This window comes from Kurthia sibirica, from assembly GCF_003143975.1.
GTDB lineage: Bacteria > Bacillota > Bacilli > Bacillales_A > Planococcaceae > Kurthia > Kurthia sibirica.
This window is the reverse complement of the sequence record NZ_QFVR01000011.1, coordinates 19181-40403: the sequence shown is the minus strand read 5'-3', so window position 1 is coordinate 40403 and position 21223 is coordinate 19181. Positions and strand designations below refer to the sequence as shown.

Sequence of the window (21223 nt, the reverse complement as noted above, 5' to 3'; positions counted from 1 at the left end):
TTTCAAGTTGTTCTATGATACACAAAAATAGTAGCTATCTTCTAAAGATAACTACTACTGCTCTTTATGCTAATTAAGTTGCCACTATCCTTTTACTTCTGTCACACCAAGAGGTACAGAATGATGATGACGGCATCTCGGCTCATAGGCTTCCGATGCACCAACTAAAATAATTGGATCGTCAGATTTTGCAGGTTCGCCATTGATCAATCTTTGCGTACGACTAGCAGGTGAGCCACATTCGCTACAGACAGCTTGTAACTTCGTCACTTGTTCGGCAATTGCCATTAATAAAGGCATTGGCCCAAATGGCATCCCTTTGAAATCTTGATCAAGACCAGCCAAAATTACGCGAAAACCATGATTCGCTAATTTTTGTACCGTATCGATAATATCTTCTCCGAAAAATTGGGCCTCATCGATTGCAATGACATCATATTCATCTGAAATATATTCCCACATTTCTTCTGTTCGTTCAATCGGATGCGCAATCACCGTTGTCCCATTATGGGATACGACCGCTTCCTCGCTATAGCGATTATCTATTTGTGGTTTAAATACAGCAATACGTTGTTTTGCAAACTGCGCACGTCTAACTCTACGAATAAGTTCCTCTGATTTACCTGAGAACATACTACCGCAAATGACTTCAATCCAACCGTTTTGGTGAGTGTAGTACATCGTGACTGACCCCTTTCAACTTCTCTATATTATATTAACGAATTATACAGCAATTCGCCTAATTTTAGGAAAAAATACGTCCTCATTAAGTAATTCCTCACTTAAACAACGTGATTTATACTACACGAAATTCGGTTTTTAGGCAAGAAAAATACCTGCTAAGCAACGAATCGCTTAGCAGGCATTTTAACAATTCTATTCGAATTATTTAAGACCGTATTTTTTGTTGAAACGATCAACACGTCCGTCAGCAGACGCGAATTTTTGGCGACCAGTGTAGAATGGGTGGCACTCGTTACAAAATTCGATAACGATAGTTTCTTTTACTGAACCAGTTTTGAACGTATTACCACATGAGCATGATACTGTTGCTTCTTTGTAGTCTGGGTGAATTCCTTGTTTCATAGTATATTTCTCCTCTCGCCCTGAACCATCTGGAACAGAGTACTTTGTATCAACCTATTGCCTTACACAACCCAATTAAGTTGTCGCATATGCAATACGTATTGATAGCATTATAATACAGAGTATAACAAATTCCTTATGTCTTCGCAATGTTTTTTTACTCTTTTGCCTGTAAATCATCGTCTTTTAATGCTAGTAGTAGTGCAAAGACTGTCCACAATAAGACAATATTCATCGCGGTATCTTTCCCGTTCCATGATTCCGATTGCCACATCGCAAACCACTCGTTACCAATAACGATGAAACCTAGGAACCAAATGATGAAACCTAAGAAAAAAGCATAGTAACCATAACGTTTTGCTTCATTAAATTTCAAACCTGATTGCTTACTATTTAACAACATATGATAGGCGCCAAATAATGCTGTTAATGTGAAAATCACTTCTAATAAGATTAAAATCCAATACGCTACCATGTGAGCATTTGGTGAGGTGATGGCACGCCACATGAGCTTATTTCCTTCAAAGGTCGTATCCATGCTTAAGACGTGCTTGACGAATTGATAGTTAGAATCGTAATCAAGTAAATTGCCTAATACGACGAAAAAACCGAATAAACCCGCCAATAAAACAACGAATATTTTTAGATAACGCAATGCTAACATGGATTTTCTCCTCTCGTCAATTCTTTTGTTTTTCAAATACTAATTCACAAAATGTATTATTATATTGAATAAATTGAATGAAACGATAGCCATCTAATGCATACTTTTGAATTATTTCTTGATAATTACGGCTTGGTTCAATACCCTCTCGGTAGTTATGAAATAACACCCGTTCAAAATGGTATTCAAACATATATGGATCACTCTCCTCTACCATTCAATTCACTAATGAACGAAAAACAGTCTTTAAGTAATTCAATACCCTACCGCTTTATATACAAACGTGGTTTTACAAATCTATTGTCATGAAGGAATCATATGGTTCTCTTTTCACCACAAAAAAAGCATGAACAATAAAAATGTCCATGCTGTGTCATCAATCTATTAAACCTTTACCGTTACGTGCTGATTTCATACCCGTATCTAGTTTTTCAAAAAATTCTTCATTTGATTTTGTCGTACGTAATTTTCGAAGGAATTTATCCGTGAAATCATGCGCATCTGCAAATGTTTTGCGAATACCCCAAAGTTTTGTCAGTTGTGCAGTTGGTATAAGTAGTTCTTCTTTACGTGTACCCGAGCGACGAATATCAATAGCAGGGAAAATACGGCGTTCTGCCAAATTGCGGTCTAAATGAAGTTCCAAATTACCGGTACCTTTGAATTCTTCATAAATTACTTCATCCATACGTGAGCCGGTGTCGATTAAAGCAGTCGCTAAAATCGTCAAGCTACCGCCTTCCTCAATATTGCGTGCGGCACCAAAGAAACGTTTTGGACGATGGAAGGCTGCGGGATCAATCCCGCCCGATAAAGTTCGACCACTCGGTGGAATAACTAAGTTATAAGCACGCGCCAATCGCGTAATGGAATCCATCAAAATAATCACGTCACGCTTATGTTCTACTAAACGCATCGCACGCTCCAATACCAATTCGGCAACTTTGACATGATTTTCTGGTAACTCATCAAATGTCGAACTGACAACATCTGCTTTTACTGATCGTTCAATATCCGTTACCTCTTCTGGTCTTTCATCTATTAATAATACGATTAATTCAGAATCTGGATATTTCTCCGTAATGGCATTTGCAATTTCTTTGAGCAATGATGTCTTCCCTGCTTTAGGTGGCGCAACAATTAGTCCACGTTGGCCAAAACCAACTGGTGCGACTAAATCCATAATACGTGTTGAAAGTCGGTCAGGCGTCGTCTCTAGCTTAATATGACGATCTGGATAAAGGGGTGTCAGTGCAGGGAAATGAACACGTTCCTTCGCTGTTTCTGGATTTTCACCATTCACTGCTTCAACATGTAATAAACCATAATAGCGTTCATTTTCTTTAGGTGGACGCACTTTCCCCGTTACTTTATCGCCATTTCTTAAACTAAAGCGACGAATTTGTGATGCAGAAATATAAATATCTTCGGAACTAGGTGAGTAGTTGATTGGACGTAAGAAACCAAAACCCTCTTGTGAGATAATTTCAAGAACACCTTCCATAAAGAAAAAGCCCTCTAATTCTGCACGAGATTTTAAAATTGCAAAAATAAGCTCTTTTTTTGTTAACTTTCCATAATAGGAAATTTTATATTCGCGAGCTAGCGTATATAAGTCTTTGAGTGTCATTTCCTCAAGCTGAGAAATGGTAATTGAAGGCATAAATAAACACCACTTTTTAAATTATTTTGTTGTAACTTTTTGTACTATTTTTTGTTTCAAGGGATATTTAATGGGTTGTTAAAAAAGAAGAAGACGCCCGACAAACTGGTTGCCGAGCGTATATATATAGTAGAGTGTGAAGATTAATCTTGCATATAAAGATTTGGTTTTTTCGCAAGACTATGACGACCTTCAACGAAACGTACAGTACCTGATTTAGCACGCATTACCACCGATTCAGTTGTACAGTGACCACCTTTAAATTGGACACCTTTTAGTAATTCGCCATCTGTTACACCTGTTGCTGCAAAGATTGCGTCATCACCTTTTACTAAATCATCCATGTGTAAAACAGTGTTCACTTTAATACCCATTTTTTCACAACGAGCAATTTCTTCGTCGTTAGATGGGATTAAGCGTCCTTGGAAATCTCCGCCTAGACATTTAAGCGCTACTGCTGCGATAACACCCTCTGGTGCACCACCTGTACCGAATAAAATATCTACACCTGTTTCATCAAATGCTGTGTTAATAGCTGCTGCTACGTCGCCGTCACTAATGAATTTAATACGAGCGCCTGCTGCGCGGATTTCGTCTACGATTGCTTGGTGTCGATCACGTTGTAATAAAGTCGCTACGACATCTTCAATATTTTTACCTTTAGCTTTTGCTACTGCTTCTAAATTCTCAGTAACTGTTGCATCAATACTGACTTTACCAGCTGCTTCTGGTCCAACTGCAATTTTCTCCATATACATATCTGGTGCATGGAGTAGATTTCCTCTATCAGCAATTGCCAGTACAGTTAGCGCATTACCACTACCTGCTGCTACGATATTCGTACCCTCAAGTGGGTCAACTGCGATATCAACTTGGGGACCATTTTTATCTGATCCTAGTTTTTCGCCGATGTAAAGCATTGGAGCTTCGTCCATTTCGCCTTCACCGATTACTACTACTGCGTCCATAGGAATTGAATCGAAAACTTGGCGCATAGCTGTTGTAGCTGCGTCATCTGCTTCCATTTTTAATCCTCGGCCCATCCATCTTGCTGATGCAATTGCCGCTGCTTCTGTTACACGTACTACTTCCATTGATAAACTGCGTTTCATCGTTTACTGTTCCTCCCGTTTGCCACCTATTTTGTAGTGGAATGGTTTAAACCAAATCTATTGTAGCACAGTGAAAAAATTATAGGGCGTTTCCAGCGAATTTTATAACTATTTTCCGTCCCTCGATAGTGGGTTAGAAATTGTCTTGCGCTCAATATTTGCTCCTAATAATTTTAATTTGTCAATTAGATCACTGTAGCCTCTTTCAATATGATAAACGTCATGAATTTCTGTTTCACCTTGCGCTACTAATCCTGCAATGACAAGAGCGGCTCCTGCGCGTAAATCAGTTGCCACAACAGATGCTGCCGTTAATGGTGTCGCCCCATTAATAATAGACGTGCGCCCCTCAACCTTCCCTTTTGCACCCATGCTATTTAACTCAGCGATATGTTTGAAACGTGCCGAGTAAATTGTATCTGTCACAACAGACATACCCTCTGCTTGTGTTTGCAAGACAGAAAAAGGCTGTTGTAGATCAGTTGGGAAGCCGGGATAGACAAGTGTTTTAATGTCAACTGCCTTCAGTTTTTCAACTTTTGGAATATGAATTTTCTCTTCAAACTCTTGTACTTCAACGCCCATTTCACGCAACTTCGCAGTAATCGGTTCTAGATGCAATGGAATAACATTATCAACTGTGATACCGTCGCCAATTGCGGCAGCCATAATCATGTATGTACCTGCTTCGATACGGTCTGGAATAATCGTATGTTGGGTACCATGAAGTTTATCAACACCATCGATGCGGATAACATTTGTTCCTGCACCTTTAATGACTGCACCCATACTTGTTAATAAGGTCGCAACATCAATAATCTCTGGTTCTTTAGCAGCATTTTCAATAATTGTTTGGCCTGTTGCAAGAACGGCAGCCAACATAATATTAATCGTTGCTCCTACACTGCTGACATCTAAATAAATTTTTGCACCTTTTAGTTCGTCTGCACGTAAATAAATAGCTCCATGCTCATTTGTCACTTTTGCTCCTAGTGCTTCAAACCCTTTAATATGCTGATCAATTGGGCGTGGACCTAAATAACAGCCTCCTGGAAGACCAATAACTGCTTGTTTGAATCGACCAAGCATTGCACCCATTAAATAATACGATGCGCGTAGCTTTTTGACATTCCCATTTGGTAACGGCATATCAATCATCGCTGTAGGGTCAATCGACATTTTGCCATCTTCAAATGTCACTTGTCCGCCAATTTCTTCTAATAAAGATTTTAACGTCCACACATCAAGAATTTCTGGTAACCCTTCAATTGTAACTGGAGAAGATGCCAAAATTGATGCAGGTATGAGTGCAACGGCGCTGTTTTTAGCTCCGCTGACTTTGATCGTACCTTGCAGACGTTTGTGACCATTAATTTTATAAACGTCCATTATTAAATTGCTCCTTGCTTATTGATCTTTTTTTGCCCAATCTGACATGAAACCTTCAATCCCTTTATCAGTAAGTGGATGTTTGAACAATTGTGCCAATACTTTATATGGTGTTGTTGAAATATGTGCACCAGCTAATGCAGCTTGAGTGACATGTTGTGGATGACGGATTGATGCAGCAATAATTTGCGCAGGAATTTCATGAATAGCGAAGATTTCAGCAATTTCACGGATTAATTCAACACCATCTTGACCTAAATCATCTAAGCGACCGATGAATGGTGATACGTAAGTTGCGCCAGCACGTGCAGCTAATAAAGCTTGGTTTGCTGAGAAAATCAATGTTACATTCGTTTTAATATTTTGTTTTGATAATGTAGAACAAGCTGTCAGTCCTGCAGGTGTCATCGGTAATTTAACTGTGATGTTTGGAGCAATTTTAGCAAGCTCTAAACCCTCTTTAATCATACCTTCTGCATCTAGTGAAATCACTTCGCCACTTACTGAACCATCGACTAATGTTGCAATTTCTTTCAAACGTTCGTGGAAAGAGATATTTTTTTCTTTTGCTACTAGTGATGGGTTTGTTGTTACGCCTGAGATAATACCCCATGCATGTGCTTCTTTAATTTCGTCAAAATTTGCTGTGTCTATGAAAAATTTCATTGTGTTTTCCTCCTGAATTATGAAAAGAGAAGTACGAAATTATAAATAATTCATACTTCTCCATTAATTATTTATTGTTCATTTTAAATTAAATTAAGCTTTTTGATTACTACCGAATTCGATAATTTTACCAGTGACAGTCGCTTTGATTGCTTCGCGTGCTGGTCCTAGGAATTTACGTGGATCATACACTTCTTTATCATTTGCTAAAATATCACGAATTGCTTTTGTAGCAACGATTTGATTTTCAGTGTTAACGTTGATCTTCGCAGTTCCTAATGAAATAGAACGTTTAATATCATTCGTTGGGATACCTGTACCACCATGTAATACTAAAGGTAAATCAGCTAATTTTGAAATAGCTTCCATTTCAGCAAAACCTAAGTTTGGTTCGCCTTGGTATGGTCCATGAACAGAGCCAAGAGCTGGTGCTAAGCAATCGATATCCGTTGCTTCTACCATCTTACGGCATTCTTCTGGATCGGCATACATAATACCGCCAATTACGCCATCTTCATCTCCGCCGACAGTTCCTAATTCAGCTTCAACAGATACGCCATTAGCGTGAGCATATTCAACTACCTTATGCGTAATTTCAATGTTTTCTTCGAATGGATGATGAGAAGCATCAATCATGACAGAAGTAAATCCTGCATCAACCGCTTCTTTACATTTATCAAAGCTTGAACCGTGGTCTAGGTGGATCGCTACGGGTACCGTTGTACCGTAAGAAGCCATTAAACCTTTAACCATGTGAACAACAGAAATGAATCCGCCCATGTATTTTGCTGCGCCTTCAGACACACCTAAAATTACTGGAGATTTTTGTTCCTCTGCTGCTTGAAGAATTGCTTGTGTCCACTCAAGATTATTAATATTGAACTGACCTACTGCATACTTTTCTTCTTTTGCCTTGATTAACATTTCTTTCATTGAAACTAAAGCCATAATATAATATCCTCCTTCAGGAATTATGCCCGTTGAACAGGCATGCTCTATTGTTATTTTATCAAAAATTAGCCGTTTTTACTACTATCCCCACTTAATCTTTAAACAAATTATTGACGGTGTTTCGAACCTCAAAAATATCGAATGGTTTCGTGAAATAGTGAATAACACCAAGGCTTTTCGCTTGTTCAACAAGCGCCACCTCACCATACGCAGTCATCATAATGATGGGCATCTTTTGTCCCATTTCATGCATATGTTGTAATATTTCAATACCATTCATCCCTGGGATTTTCATATCTAGTAGCATGCAATCAATCATAATGTTTTCGATGAAGTGAATCGCTTCTAAACCATTTGCAGCCAAATACGTTTCATACCCTTCTTTTTTAAATACTTCATTTAGCAGTAAACGTATTCCTTGCTGGTCATCTACGATTAATATTTTTTTCATAATTTTGCCCCTTACAGCTACTCATATTAGTATTCCCCAAATTCGATCATTCAGTCGTTCAATTTCGATTATTCACTTATTTATTTCATCGCTTCTCTAGTTTATCGTATTTATGAATAAAAAGGTCCGAAACAACGTAAAAAATGGTTTTATTTTCTAGTTCATTTGTAAAAAGACATATTCTTAGCTGTTAACACATCACTATAAAATGGATCTTTGCCGATCACTGCAATTTGATCGGCGACGGATTCTAGTTCATCAATATGATGCGTTGTCATAATAATCGTATGTGACTGCTTCAAATGCCGTAACAGTTGGTGAATTTCATAGCGTGATTTTAAATCAATTCCTACAGTTGGTTCATCTAAAATCAAGAAGTGGGGCGCCGCAAGTAAACCGACAATAATATTCGCCTTGCGTTTCGTCCCTCCTGAAAGTTGACTAACGGGCTGATGAAGATCAACTAAATGAAGTTGCTCATAATAATCATTAATTTGTTGTTGAGAGATTGGTTGCTTAATCAGACTACGGAAAAACTGTATATTATCCTCTATCGATAAATGCTCCCAAAGGGCGATATCTTGGGGGACATAACCAACAAAATCTTTTAAATCCTTTGCTGTTTTACGCTCCTCAAAGTAGAGGATTTCACCACTATCCGCTCGTTCAAGACCAGCTAATATTTGTAATAACGTTGACTTTCCTGCACCATTTTCTCCGAGTAACACTGTAATTTGATAGGCAGCAATAGGAAGCGATAGCTGTTCAAAAAGACTTTTCTTGCCAAAACGTTTTGATATATTATTTAGTAGAATCATAAAATCCCTCCTTGCAATTGGCTAAATAGATAAAATAATGTATAAGCAAGTGACCAAACAATGACCATAAATAGAGCATGACTTGTCGTTGTCACTTTGAAAAAAATCAGTGCTACAACGACTTCAAAAACAAAAAACCATATGAAGATGCTTAGTAAATCAAGTGCTTCATGCCCTACTAAAGAGAGGAGACTATGGACAAAAACAAAACAGAGCGTTACAAAAAGTGTATAGCTCCAATATAGCCACGCATAGGAAGAACCAAATAGTTTTAAGCGTTGTAATGCAAGTGGTTGGCGTAAATTTCGGAAAAATAATAACTGAGATGTTGCCAAGACAAATAACAGTGCTGTCGCTAAAAGCATTCGCGGCGTTCGATTATGCTCGGCTGTTTTCAACGCCGTTTTTTTCAGTTGATTCACGGGCATATTTTTTATATAGTGTGCCGCCACTTTGTCATACGTTACTTTATCGTCAAGATGCTTCGCGACAATCAAAGGAATTTGTTGTTCATATAAGGATTGACTGACCGTTTCCAATGCTATATCAGCCATAAAACTCGATGATTTATAGACAGTAATCGATTTTCTCGTTTTACCATCGCTAACGTTTTCTTGAAAATCCTTTGGAATAATGACACTGATTGTCGCTCTTTGAGCAGCCACTTGCTCTTCAGCAGAAAGAGTCGTTTCTAACAAATCTAACACTTCAATATATTTCGAGTGTTCAAGTGATGCGATCAGTTGATGAGATGCTGCACTATTATTCAAGTCTGTTACTGCAATAGGTATTTTCAGCAAGCTATTATTACGCTCAACAAGACCTAACAATACGGCTATAACTGCATATAAGACAATAATTAGTAGCAGGAAGGGCTTCTTATTTTTAGTCAGTAAAAATAACCAAATAGACTTCATCGACGATACCTCCAAACGATTAACAGTATAGTCACAACTAATACACTTACGATTTGCCAATAAAAGGATGGTGTAAAGTCACTTATATAATTAGCCGTTACAAGCTCCAGTAACGCATGGTAAAGCTGTGTGAAAAATAATTCATCAATAGGGTTTCCTAATAAGTGACGTAAATAAATTATCGGAATCAACGCCCCAGAAAAAAGCAAAACAGCACCCGCAATTATTAATTTCACAAACCTTACAGCGATTATTTCGCTCATAATATGCACCGTATAGATCAATGCTAAATAGTAACCTGTAGCACGAATAATATAGGGAATATTATAATTTTCAAATGGCATATCCGTCGCTACCAATATAGTAGAAAAACTCAAAATAGCAAATAATAATGTATAAAACAACGCCAAACTATGGCGTACAATCATTAATTTTTCTAGAGCAAAATGATAGCTTTGTAAGCGTTGCTTCATCGCCCGATCCTCGTTCATACGTAACAAAGTTACCAGGGATATAAAAAACAAATAAAGTGCGATCCAATACAAACTTACAACGATGTAATCGCTTGTTTGTATCGTTTTAACCTCTTGTATATCAAAAGCTGCCATTCGATCCAAACCAGTAAATAGCAATTCCGTCATCATGACAATTAGCTCGTCTTGCGTTGCCGTTTGATGAAGCTGACCATATGTTAAAATCCCGGCCTCCGATAACATCAGTCGACTGTAAACAGAATCCGTTAATTGGTTGATGACAATACTAGATAAAGAAGTTTGATCATATGTGTGAACGGTAATTGGTAACTGACCATTCCGATAAAATGCTTGTGTCATTCCTTTTTCAAAAGAGATAAATCCAGCTATTTTACGATTTTTCAGCTCTTTTTCTGCTTGTGGCCCAGTCATTTTTACAAGGCTAATTTTTTCCGATAATGAATCATTGTCTTGAACTGCCGATAAAATCAGTTTTGTTTCTGTCGTTTGGTCACGATCAACAACGGCAATTTCAATACCATCTTCCCGCTGTGAAAAATGAGAGATTGTCGCTGCAGCAATGATGACTGCACTAAATAATAAAACAATATAGACGAATAAATACCACTTTTTAATTAAAAAAGAGTGGTAAATGTTAAACAACTTTAGCGTTGGCATTTACTCACTCTCCCATTTTTTATGTATAAAAAGAACGGTATAGGTATTTAACCATATACCGTTCTTTTTTCTGCTAAAATCCGCCGGCAATACCCATAAATAACTCTGTAACTTTTTCCGTCACATTTGATTGTAATTTATTTATTTCTGCTTTAGACATTTTATTAACATCTTGTGCGTCTTTCACATCCACTTTTACATCTGCTTTAATCTTTGTTTCTGTATCAAGTAGTAACTTCACTTCTTGACCTTCCACTTCAAAAACAACAGTACCAGTAGATTTTTGCATATTATTTTTCGCATCTGTCAACAGATCTTGTGTATAGTTCGCTTTGAACATCGTATCGCTTCCATCACCGATATCAAATGTCATATTATCTGTACGTGTTTTATCTTTTATTGTTTCCTTGTTATCAAACTTCACGACAATTTTTTCAATATCGTCATTAAATGTAGCTGTATAGTTATCGACTACATCTTTAGTTCCCTTAGAGCTACCCTCGATTACTAAAGCTTCTTTATTTTCTTTGTTATCACCGAAAGCTGCTTTAATTTGCATATCTTTATCAATCATTGTATCCAATGTAACGATAAATACTTCATCTTCTGAAGACGTAATAGTAAGATCACGTTTTTGAATATCTTTACCATCTACGTGAATAACGGATTTGAAACTTGGGAAATCATTTGAGTCTTTTAATGTCTTAATCAAATCATCGAGTTCTTTTTTATAATCTAGGCCTGGAGATGATTTTACTACTAAATTTTCAACATCTTTATCTTGTTTTGCTTCCTCTGCAACTGCAATCACGAGTTTTTTAACATCTGATTTACTTAAAGTAAGCGTCACATTATCAAGCTTTTTCTTATCGCCTAAAATCGTTACTTGCCCACTACCTTTTTTAAACTTATCTTCATCGATATGATCGATGATAAATTTCAAGTAATGATCCATTATTTTATCCATATCTGTTTTTGATACTGCTGAACTTAAAATCGTATTTAAATTCAATGTATCATTTGTTATTTCTGAAGTAAATTGACTATCCATTTTTTCGTCACTTAATTTTTCAAGACCAGCAATAATTTCATCATTTTTGAATAATAATGGTTTAGGTAAAATTGGTGCTGTAATATACTGATTATTTTTATCTGCGCTCCATGACATTTCGCCGATTTCAGAATCTGCTATTGTTGGATTCATATAAATAGTTGAAACTTGCGCCTTGGGATCATGTTTCGCACCAAAAATAATTTTCGACGCATTAATCATACTTGCAGGAATTCCTAAGTTTTCTGCCATTTCCTCAGAAACATCTGCACCTAATGTTACTTTAGTGTCATATGAATTATCGACAAGTGCATTTTGCATGTCCATTTCAGACTCAAAGCGATTTGTAAAATAATTATCAATCGCATCAATTGATTGTTGTTCGCTCAATAGATATTTGTTTTTAGGCGTGTTTGTAACTAAGAAATAGGCTGCTGCTCCGCCACCTCCTAAAACGACAACGATTGCTATAATTGCTATAAGAACTTTTTTCGACAAAATTTCCACCTCATTTTTTTAATAATTAAATCATACCGAACATTATCTTAATAGGAAAACACATTTTAAGTATTACAACGAAATAAATGACATATCCTAGCAAATAACATTTAAAATAGAGTTGAAATAGTCATTTATTACTTTTCATTAAATCTCTATTTATTCCAAATAATCACATTTTTTCATCTTATTTTACTAAAACAATGCCATTAGAGCTAACTACACACCATTCACTTATTTTCTCCAGCTTTGTGATGATTACATCTTTAAATCCGATGAATGTTCTATTAAAATCCATGGCGTTTAAACGCAGAGAATTAGTTGAGACGAGGCTCGCGGAAAGCGTCAAGCAGAGGAGGTATTGTTTGAAACCCCCACCAAATAGTATAGAACAAAAAAAACTAGCAGAACCCTTCAAGTGAAGAGGTTTCGCTAGTTTTTTAATCAGATTATTTTACTGCTGCGCCTATAAAGTCGCGGAAAAGTGGTTGTGGACGATTTGGACGTGACACAAACTCCGGATGGAACTGGGCTGCAATATAGAATTTTTTCTCTGGTAGTTCAATAATTTCTGCAAGACGACCATCTGGTGATGTACCAGAAAATACAAGACCTTCTGCCTCCATTGCTTCACGGAATTCATTGTTGAACTCATAGCGATGACGGTGACGTTCGTAAACTAACTCATCGCCATACGTTTGTGCTGCACGAGAACCTGGTGTTAATTTACATGGGTATAAACCAAGACGTAAAGTGCCACCCAAATCTTCTACTGATTCTTGATCTGGTAGTAAATCAATAATTGGATATATGGTTGTTGCATCTAATTCTGTTGAATGAGCGCCTTTTAAATTTAATACATTACGTGCAAATTCCACTGTAGCTAATTGCATACCTAAACAAATCCCTAAGAAAGGTACATCATTTTCACGGGCATATTGTGTAGCAAGAATTTTACCTTCCACTCCACGATCACCAAATCCACCCGGTACAAGAATTCCATCCGCATTTGATAGTAATTCTTTGACGTTTGATTCATTTACATGCTCGGCATTGATCCAATCAATCTCAATTTGTGAGTCATGCGCATATCCTGCATGTTTAAGTGCTTCTGCAACAGAAATATAAGCATCTTGTAATTCAACATACTTACCAACAAGAGCAATTCTCGTTGTTTTAGATAGATTATTTACGACGGATACAAGTTGTTGCCATTCTGTCATATCAGCAGCAGGTGCTGTGATACCAAAATGATCTATTACAATATCATCTAAATTTTGTTGTTGTAACGCTAAAGGAATATCATATAAACTATCCGCATCTACACATTCGATTACTTCATGTGCATCCACATCACAGAAGAGAGCAATTTTTTCTTTCATATCCTGTGGTACTGGACGATCCGAACGAACAACTAAAATATTTGGCTGAATACCTAATGAACGCAATTCTTTTACTGAGTGTTGTGTTGGTTTAGTTTTCAATTCACCAGAAGCCGCGATATAAGGTACTAAAGTACAGTGTAGGTATAAGACATGATCACTTCCCAAATCACGTTTTAATTGACGAATTGCTTCAAGAAATGGCAACGATTCAATGTCTCCTACTGTACCACCAATTTCAGTGATGACAATATCAGCATTTGTTTCACGACCTGCACGTTGAATCCGTTCTTTAATTTCGTTTGTAATATGGGGAATTACTTGCACTGTGCCACCATTATAATCACCACGACGTTCTTTTTGAAGAACAGTTGAGTAAATACGACCCGATGTGACAGTTGAATGTTTTCCTAGATTAATATCGATGAAACGTTCATAATGGCCTAAATCTAAATCTGCCTCTGCACCATCATCCGTTACAAAAACCTCACCATGTTGATAAGGACTCATTGTACCTGGATCAATATTAATATAAGGATCGAATTTTTGAGTTGTAATTTCTAAACCGCGATTTTTTAATAAACGACCTAATGATGCCGCTGTAATCCCTTTACCCAATGATGATACAACGCCGCCTGTAACGAAAATATATTTAGTCAAGTTGACTACCTCCTGTTATGATCAATTATTTTTTAAAACATAAAAAAGCGCTCCTCCTGCAGTTATGCAGAGGGAGCGCATTGTTATATACGGTCATTCTCCTTTTTAAGGGAGCCCAAGTAAAAGATTATATCTTTTGACTAGGTAAGTCAAGATTTATTCGAATGATAAAAGAACATTTATCATTAAAAACTGTTGAGACGGCAAGCGCCTCAACACTTTTTACTCATAAATTATTTAAAATCTTTGTCGTCCTCTTCTTCATCTTCATCTTCATCATCAAGATCGATTTCGATTTCGATTTCTAAATCTTCATCTTCATCGATGTCATCTACAACGTCTAGTCCAGCTAGCTCATCATCTTCTTCATCGTCACCGTTTTTAACGATTGGTTCATACGTATCAAAGTCTTCAACAAGTTCTAATTCAACTTCATCAATTTCTTCTTCTTCATCGTCAACTTTAGCTTTTTTCTTACGTGCTTTAACTGTAGGAGCAGTTTCTTCTTCTACTTGGTCAATTGCGTACCATTCACGTAGACCCCAACGATTTTCAGCTAAAATAATAAAACGTCCATCGATGTTTACATCCGTATAAAACTGATTTAAACTCCCTTGGATTTCTGCATCCGTACGAGCTTTTAATTTCTCGATTTTTGTAATAATATCGCGGAAAGCAAGTGGTTTGCGTTGCTCAACCAAAATACCATACGCTAGGTTAATAAGCGATTCTTCTGTTAGTTGTTCTTGAGTTAATTCACGAAGATTCAAGTTCGTGCACGTCCTTTCTTAAGTACATAAGCATTGTTACTATTATATACACAGTATACTCTATTGTGCCACAATCATTTGCTCTTGTCATTCACTTTCATACGAGAATAAACAACATAAAATAAATAGATTGCAAGTAGTAAGATAGGTATTGCGCCCAATTGCTCATTATACATGACATACGTTGTGCAGAGTAAAGCGACAATAACTACTAAATGAATAATTTTTTTCATATTTTCTGAGCTCCTTGCAAAATTGCTCTTTAGAAAGTATTATACAAAAAAATCGCCAAAGAGCCTAATTATTTAAATTGGACTCTTTAGCGACTTGAAATGTTGCAGCCTTTTACATATTACGTCTGTACTGTCCGCCCACTTCATATAAAGCATTCGTAATTTGACCTAAACTCGCGTATTTAACGGTTTCCATCAACTGTTCAAAAATATTGCCGCCTGATTTTGCCACATCTTTTAAGCGTTGCAGTTGATCTTCACAATACGCATGATTATTTTTTTGGAACTGACGTAAATTTGTTAGTTGATGTTCTTTTTCTTCTTTGGTTGCCCGTGCTACTTCCATCGTGTCAAAAGAATTTAGATTTAGTTCATTGGGATTCAAATACGTATTCACGCCAATTATCGGTAACTCACCAGAGTGTTTTAGGTGTTCATAATGCATCGATTCTTCTTGTATTTTACCTCGTTGGTACTGTGTCTCCATTGCACCAAGTACACCACCACGATCGTCAATACGATCAAATTCTTGCAGTACGGCTTCCTCGACTAAATTCGTTAATTCTTCCACGATATAGGCCCCTTGGAGTGGGTTTTCATTTTTAGATAAACCATGTTCCTTTGTAATGATCATTTGAATAGCCATCGCTCGACGTACGGAACCTTCAGTCGGCGTTGTAATTGCTTCATCGTAGGCATTCGTATGCAAGGAATTACAATTATCTTGCAAAGCCATTAACGCTTGTAATGATGTTCGAATATCATTGAAGTCAATTTCTTGTGCATGTAAACTACGTCCAGATGTTTGGATATGATATTTCAATTTCTGACTGCGTTCATTTGCGCCATATTTGTCGCGCATCGCCATCGCCCAAATACGGCGTGCTACACGACCAATAACTGTATATTCTGCATCTAAACCGTTGGAGAAAAAGAATGATAAATTGGGTGCAAAATCATCAATATTCATACCACGGCTCAAATAATATTCAACATAGGTAAAGCCGTTAGCTAAAGTGAATGCTAGCTGCGAAATCGGATTGGCACCCGCTTCAGCGATATGATAGCCAGAAATTGATACCGAGTAATAATTTCGCACTTGATGATCGATAAAATATTGTTGAATATCCCCCATCATACGCAGTGCAAATTCCGTAGAAAAAATGCAGGTATTCTGCCCTTGATCTTCCTTCAGTATATCGGCTTGTACAGTACCACGCACGACATTCATCGTCGCAGCAGATGTATCATTGAACTCTTCTACAGTTAAATTACGCCCTAATTCTTTTTCACGTAATGTCACTTGCTGATCAATTGCGGTATTCATAAACATCGCTAAAATTATGGGCGCAGGTCCGTTAATCGTCATTGATACAGATGTGGTAGGTGCACAGAGATCAAAGCCGGCATATAGTTTTTTCATATCGTCCAATGTACTAATGCTGACACCTGATTCCCCAATTTTACCGTAAATATCTGGTCGTTCTGCTGGGTCTTCTCCATATAAGGTTACCGAGTCAAATGCTGTCGATAATCGCTTAGCATCATCATCTTTTGATACATAGTGAAAACGACGATTCGTACGCTCTGGTGTCCCTTCCCCTGCAAATTGACGCTTTGGATCTTCCCCTTCACGTTTGAACGGAAATACACCCGCTGTATAGGGGAAGCTACCTGGAACGTTTTCACGATAGACAAAATTCAAAATTTCACCATAATCTTTAAAATTCGGCAAGGCAACCTTTGGAATTTTCGAACCGGATAATGTTGTTGTCGTCAACACTGTTCGCAATTCTTGATCACGCACTTTAGTAACAAGTAGGTCCCCTGCATAGTCGTCTTTTAATTGCTGCCAATTTTCAAGGATTTTTAATGAGTGATTTGATAATTGTTGTTGTGTATCGCGCGCTAAATCTTGCAATGTTGCAATGGCTTGTTCGTGATCAGCTGTTTCTTGCAAGGCAGCAATTGCACCCTCTAGATTAAAGAGCTTACGTGCATAATCAGCTTGTCGTGCACTATTGCGATGATAGCTACGCACACTCTCTGAAATTTCGCGTAAATAATAACGGCGTTCATTTGGAATGATAATATTTTGTTTTTGTGTTTTCACAAATTCTTCATAGGATGTTTGCCAAGTCAAATCGAGCTTGTCGTTTAATACATGAACGAGTGCAGCGAATAATGAATTCGTCCCTTTGTCATTGAATTGACTAGCGATGGTCCCATATACGGGCATTTTATCAATCGGCTCATTAAAGCGTTCATGGCTCCTTTGGAATTGTTTTTGCACTTGGCGTAGCGCATCTTCAGAACCTTTGCGCTCAAATTTATTGATGACGATCAAATCAGCATAATCGATCATATCAATTTTTTCTAATTGTGTTGGCGCACCAAATTCACTCGTCATCACATACATTGCGACATCTGAAATCGTCGTAATTTCATTGTCTCCCTGTCCAATGCCCGATGTTTCAATAATAATCAAATCGAAGCCAGCAACCTTTACAACATCCAACACATCGCTAATAGCATGTGACAATTCGGTGCGTGATTCACGTGTAGCAAGTGAACGCATATAGATTCTGTCATCGAAAATAGCGTTCATTCGAATACGGTCACCGAGTAACGCGCCGCCTGTTTTTTGTTTTGTTGGGTCGATTGATAAAATAGCAATTTTTTTATCGGGAAACTCTGTTAGGAAGCGGCGGATCAGCTCATCTGTTAGCGAACTTTTCCCGGCACCTCCAGTACCCGTGATACCGAGTACGGGTGTATGCTGTGTTTTTTCTTGCGCCCTTTGTAAAAATGATTCCGTTGCACCATTTTCAGCATACGTAATAAGTTTCGCTAGTATTTCTGGCGTATCGGTTGTGATGCAATCCAGTAAACTATTCACATCTTCTGTAGTTGGTGGATAGCTACTGCCTTCAATCATTTGCTGAATCATGCCGACCAACCCTAGTTTACGCCCATCTTCAGGTGAGAATAATCCAGCGATACCGTAATCCTGTAATTCTTTGATTTCGGCAGGCAAGATCACCCCACCACCACCACCCCATATTTTAATAGCAGGTGCTCCTTTATCCTGTAATAAATCATGCATATATTTAAAATATTCTACATGACCTCCTTGATAGGACGATAAGGCGATGCCATTTGCATCCTCTTGGATCGCTGCATTCACCACTTCTTCAACCGAGCGATTATGCCCAAGGTGAATGACCTCTACTCCCTGTGCTTGCAAAATACGCCGCATAATATTTACCGAAGCATCATGCCCATCAAAAAGACTGGATGCTGTGACAAAGCGTACAGGACTTGTTGTTTTACTGTTTGTGACCATTCGAAGACCCCCTTTAAATTAAATAGAAATAGTGAAAATTTTGCTCCCCCAAAATTATTCGTTCCATTAAATTTTTAGCTGCTTACTTCGTTAACATTCTTGAAATGACCATACGTTGAATTTCTTGTGTACCTTCATAAATTTGTGTGATTTTTGCATCACGCATAAAACGTTCAACAGGATAGTCTTTTGTATAGCCGTAGCCCCCAAAAATCTGAACTGCCTCTGTCGACACGTTCATCGCCGTATCTCCCGCTAATAGTTTTGCCATCGCAGATGCTTTACCATATGGTAATCCTTCGCCTTCTAACCATGCTGCTTGATAGGTTAATAAACGTGACGCCTCAATACCTGTTGCCATATCTGCTAATTTGAAACCGACACCCTGATTCTCGGCAATTGGTTTACCAAATTGCACGCGTCCACTCGCATATTTTACCGCTTCATCCAAAGCACCTTGAGCAATACCAACAGCCTGTGCAGCAATACCATTGCGACCGCCATCAAGCGTCGTCATAGCAATTTTAAAGCCCTGTCCTTCTTCACCTAAGAGATTGGCTTTTGGAATCACACAGTTCTCAAAAATCAATTCAGTCGTTGGTGATGAACGAATGCCCATTTTGTCTTCTTTTTTACCGACAGAAAAGCCTTCAAAGCCGGATTCCACGATAAATGCTGATGTACTGCGACGATCATTTGGATCTGTTAACGCAAAGACGATGTATGTATCTGCTACACCACCATTTGTAATGAAAATCTTTGAACCATTCATAATATAGTTTTCACCTTGCAAAATGGCTGTTGTTTTCATTCCACCAGCATCCGAACCAGATGCTGGTTCTGTTAAACCATATGCACCAATTGTTTTTCCTTCAGCTAACGGGCGTAAGTATTGCTGTTTTTGTGCTTCTGATCCATATTTATATAATGGCCAACCAGCTAAAGAGGTATGGGCAGAAATTGTCACACCTGCCGAAGCGTCAACTCGTGATAATTCTTCTACTACAATGCAATAAGCTAAAAAGTCCATACCTGCACCGCCATACTCTTCAGGCCATGGAATTCCTGTTAGTCCTAGCTCTGCCATTTTATCAAAATGACTGCGGTCAAAACGTGCCTCTTCATCGCGAATTGCTGCTGTTGGTGCAATAACTTCTTCAGCAAAATCACGTACCATTTTTCTTAACATGTCATGTTCTTCCGATAGTTTAAAGTGCATTTTCATTTCCCCCTAGGTTGTTTTTACTTACAGTTCCTTTGAAATCACAAGTTTTTGAATTTCACTAGTACCCTCATAAATTTCTGTAACTTTAGCATCTCTAAAATAACGCTCCACTGGATATTCTTTTGAATAACCATAACCTCCGTAAACTTGTACCGCTTCAATTGCTACTTGTACAGCCGTTTTTGATGCGAATAATTTTGCCATTGAAGCTTCTTTTCGACAAGGTTGGCCATCGCCATGTAATGCAGCTGCATGATACACAAGATGTTTTGCTGCTTCAACAGAAGTCGCCATGTCCGCTAATTTGAAGGAAATTCCTTGATTATGCATAATCGGTTGGTTGAATTGTTGTCTTTCTTTAGCATAGTCTACAGATGCCTCTAAAGCGGCCTCAGCAATTCCTAGAGCTTGTGCGGCAATACCGATACGACCGACGTTTAAATTTGCCATAGCGATTGTAAAGCCGCCTCCTATTTCACCTAAAACATGATCAGTTGGTACTATCATATTTTCAAAAGTCAACTGTACTGTACTCGAGCCATGTAAGCCCATCTTCTCTTCGTTTTTACCAATGATTAATCCTGGTGTATCGCGTTCGACAATAAATGCACTAATGCCCTTTGTCTTATGTTGTGGATCAGTGACAGCAAAAATGATGAAAATAGATGCATGACCACCATTTGTAATGAATAATTTAGAACCGTTTAATGCATAGCCACCTTCTACGGCTTTTGCTGATGTACGAATAGAACCTGCATCCGAACCTGCTGAGGGCTCCGTCAAACAAAATGCGCCTAAATGTTCACCACTTGCTAACTTTGGTACAAATGTTTCTTTTTGTTGCTGCGTTCCAAATTTTAAAATTGGATTCGTCGCTACTGATGTATGGACAGATAGGATGACCCCTAATGTTGCACTGATTTTGGATAGCTCATGAATCGTCATAATATACGATTGGAAATCCATATCGGAACCACCATATTGCTCAGGAGTTGTCATGCCCATCAATCCTAAATCGCCCATTTTCTTCAGTAATTCCGTTGGAAATTCACCATTCTCCATATTTGGTACAAAAGCAGCTACCTCCGTATTCGCAAAATCTTTCACCATTTTTTTCAGCATCATTTGTTCTTCTGTAAGTTCATTCAACATCCTGGTAATCCCCCATTTGAAAGTCGATTTTTTCATCC

20 protein-coding genes are annotated in these 21223 nt (G+C 37.8%); all 20 read right to left on the bottom strand.

Features of this window, described 5'->3' with window-relative positions; all coding sequences use genetic code 11:
- Positions 1-84: 84 nt before the first annotated feature.
- The 20 genes from DEX24_RS09530 to DEX24_RS09445 all read right to left on the bottom strand — a co-directional run bounded on the left by DEX24_RS09530 (position 85) and on the right by DEX24_RS09445 (position 21185).
- The gene (locus DEX24_RS09530) at positions 85-681 is read right to left on the bottom strand and encodes a thymidine kinase (protein ID WP_109306200.1); all 597 of its coding nucleotides are present in this window, start codon (positions 679-681) and stop codon (positions 85-87) included.
- A 204-nt stretch (positions 682-885) separates the two neighbouring features.
- Positions 886-1086 (bottom strand): 50S ribosomal protein L31, encoded by a 201-nt coding sequence (gene rpmE / locus DEX24_RS09525; protein WP_109306199.1) that lies wholly within the window; start codon positions 1084-1086, stop codon positions 886-888.
- 157 nt (positions 1087-1243) lie between these two features.
- A complete protein-coding gene (locus DEX24_RS09520) occupies positions 1244-1750 on the bottom strand; it encodes a DUF2165 family protein (RefSeq protein ID WP_109306198.1) in 507 nt (168 codons plus the stop codon).
- Between the two features lie 16 nt (positions 1751-1766).
- Positions 1767-1943, bottom strand: a complete 177-nt coding sequence (locus tag DEX24_RS17195) for a hypothetical protein (RefSeq protein WP_170112905.1) — start codon at positions 1941-1943, stop codon at positions 1767-1769.
- Positions 1944-2126: 183 nt separating this feature from the next.
- Positions 2127-3413, bottom strand: a complete 1287-nt coding sequence (rho, locus tag DEX24_RS09515; protein WP_109306197.1) for a transcription termination factor Rho — start codon at positions 3411-3413, stop codon at positions 2127-2129.
- A gap of 143 nt (positions 3414-3556) precedes the next feature.
- Positions 3557-4525, bottom strand: coding sequence for a class II fructose-bisphosphatase (glpX, locus tag DEX24_RS09510; RefSeq protein WP_109306196.1), 969 nt, complete (start codon positions 4523-4525; stop codon positions 3557-3559).
- 108 nt (positions 4526-4633) lie between these two features.
- The gene (gene murA / locus DEX24_RS09505; protein WP_109306195.1) at positions 4634-5914 is read right to left on the bottom strand and encodes a UDP-N-acetylglucosamine 1-carboxyvinyltransferase; all 1281 of its coding nucleotides are present in this window, start codon (positions 5912-5914) and stop codon (positions 4634-4636) included.
- Positions 5915-5932: 18 nt separating this feature from the next.
- Entirely contained in the window at positions 5933-6580 is a 648-nt protein-coding gene (gene fsa / locus DEX24_RS09500) for a fructose-6-phosphate aldolase (protein WP_109306194.1), read from the bottom strand.
- A 93-nt stretch (positions 6581-6673) separates the two neighbouring features.
- Positions 6674-7528: a class II fructose-1,6-bisphosphate aldolase gene (gene fba / locus DEX24_RS09495; RefSeq protein ID WP_109306193.1), complete on the bottom strand. Its 855-nt coding sequence runs from the start codon at positions 7526-7528 to the stop codon at positions 6674-6676.
- A 94-nt stretch (positions 7529-7622) separates the two neighbouring features.
- Positions 7623-7982, bottom strand: a complete 360-nt coding sequence (locus DEX24_RS09490; RefSeq protein WP_109306192.1) for a response regulator — start codon at positions 7980-7982, stop codon at positions 7623-7625.
- Between the two features lie 161 nt (positions 7983-8143).
- Positions 8144-8800, bottom strand: a complete 657-nt coding sequence (locus tag DEX24_RS09485; RefSeq protein ID WP_109306191.1) for an ABC transporter ATP-binding protein — start codon at positions 8798-8800, stop codon at positions 8144-8146.
- Entirely contained in the window at positions 8797-9717 is a 921-nt protein-coding gene (locus DEX24_RS09480; RefSeq protein WP_109306190.1) for an ABC transporter permease, read from the bottom strand. Before DEX24_RS09480 ends, DEX24_RS09485 begins: the two co-directional genes overlap by 4 nt.
- Complete coding sequence (locus DEX24_RS09475; RefSeq protein WP_109306189.1) at positions 9714-10868, bottom strand: ABC transporter permease; 1155 nt, start codon at positions 10866-10868, stop codon at positions 9714-9716. The genes DEX24_RS09480 and DEX24_RS09475 overlap by 4 nt, the downstream gene beginning before the upstream one ends.
- 73 nt (positions 10869-10941) lie before the next feature.
- Entirely contained in the window at positions 10942-12417 is a 1476-nt protein-coding gene (locus DEX24_RS09470) for a DUF6583 family protein (RefSeq protein WP_109306188.1), read from the bottom strand.
- Between the two features lie 449 nt (positions 12418-12866).
- Complete coding sequence (gene pyrG / locus DEX24_RS09465) at positions 12867-14459, bottom strand: CTP synthase (RefSeq protein ID WP_109306187.1); 1593 nt, start codon at positions 14457-14459, stop codon at positions 12867-12869.
- Positions 14460-14692: 233 nt separating this feature from the next.
- A complete protein-coding gene (gene rpoE / locus DEX24_RS09460) occupies positions 14693-15229 on the bottom strand; it encodes a DNA-directed RNA polymerase subunit delta (protein ID WP_109306186.1) in 537 nt (178 codons plus the stop codon).
- A gap of 74 nt (positions 15230-15303) precedes the next feature.
- On the bottom strand, positions 15304-15462 hold the full coding sequence (locus DEX24_RS17190) for a hypothetical protein (RefSeq protein WP_170112904.1): 159 nt from the start codon (positions 15460-15462) through the stop codon (positions 15304-15306).
- A gap of 112 nt (positions 15463-15574) precedes the next feature.
- Complete coding sequence (icmF, locus tag DEX24_RS09455) at positions 15575-18808, bottom strand: fused isobutyryl-CoA mutase/GTPase IcmF (protein ID WP_109306185.1); 3234 nt, start codon at positions 18806-18808, stop codon at positions 15575-15577.
- Between the two features lie 82 nt (positions 18809-18890).
- Complete coding sequence (locus DEX24_RS09450) at positions 18891-20027, bottom strand: acyl-CoA dehydrogenase (protein WP_109306184.1); 1137 nt, start codon at positions 20025-20027, stop codon at positions 18891-18893.
- 27 nt (positions 20028-20054) lie between these two features.
- Positions 20055-21185, bottom strand: coding sequence for an acyl-CoA dehydrogenase (locus DEX24_RS09445; protein ID WP_109306183.1), 1131 nt, complete (start codon positions 21183-21185; stop codon positions 20055-20057).
- Positions 21186-21223: the final 38 nt, after the last annotated feature.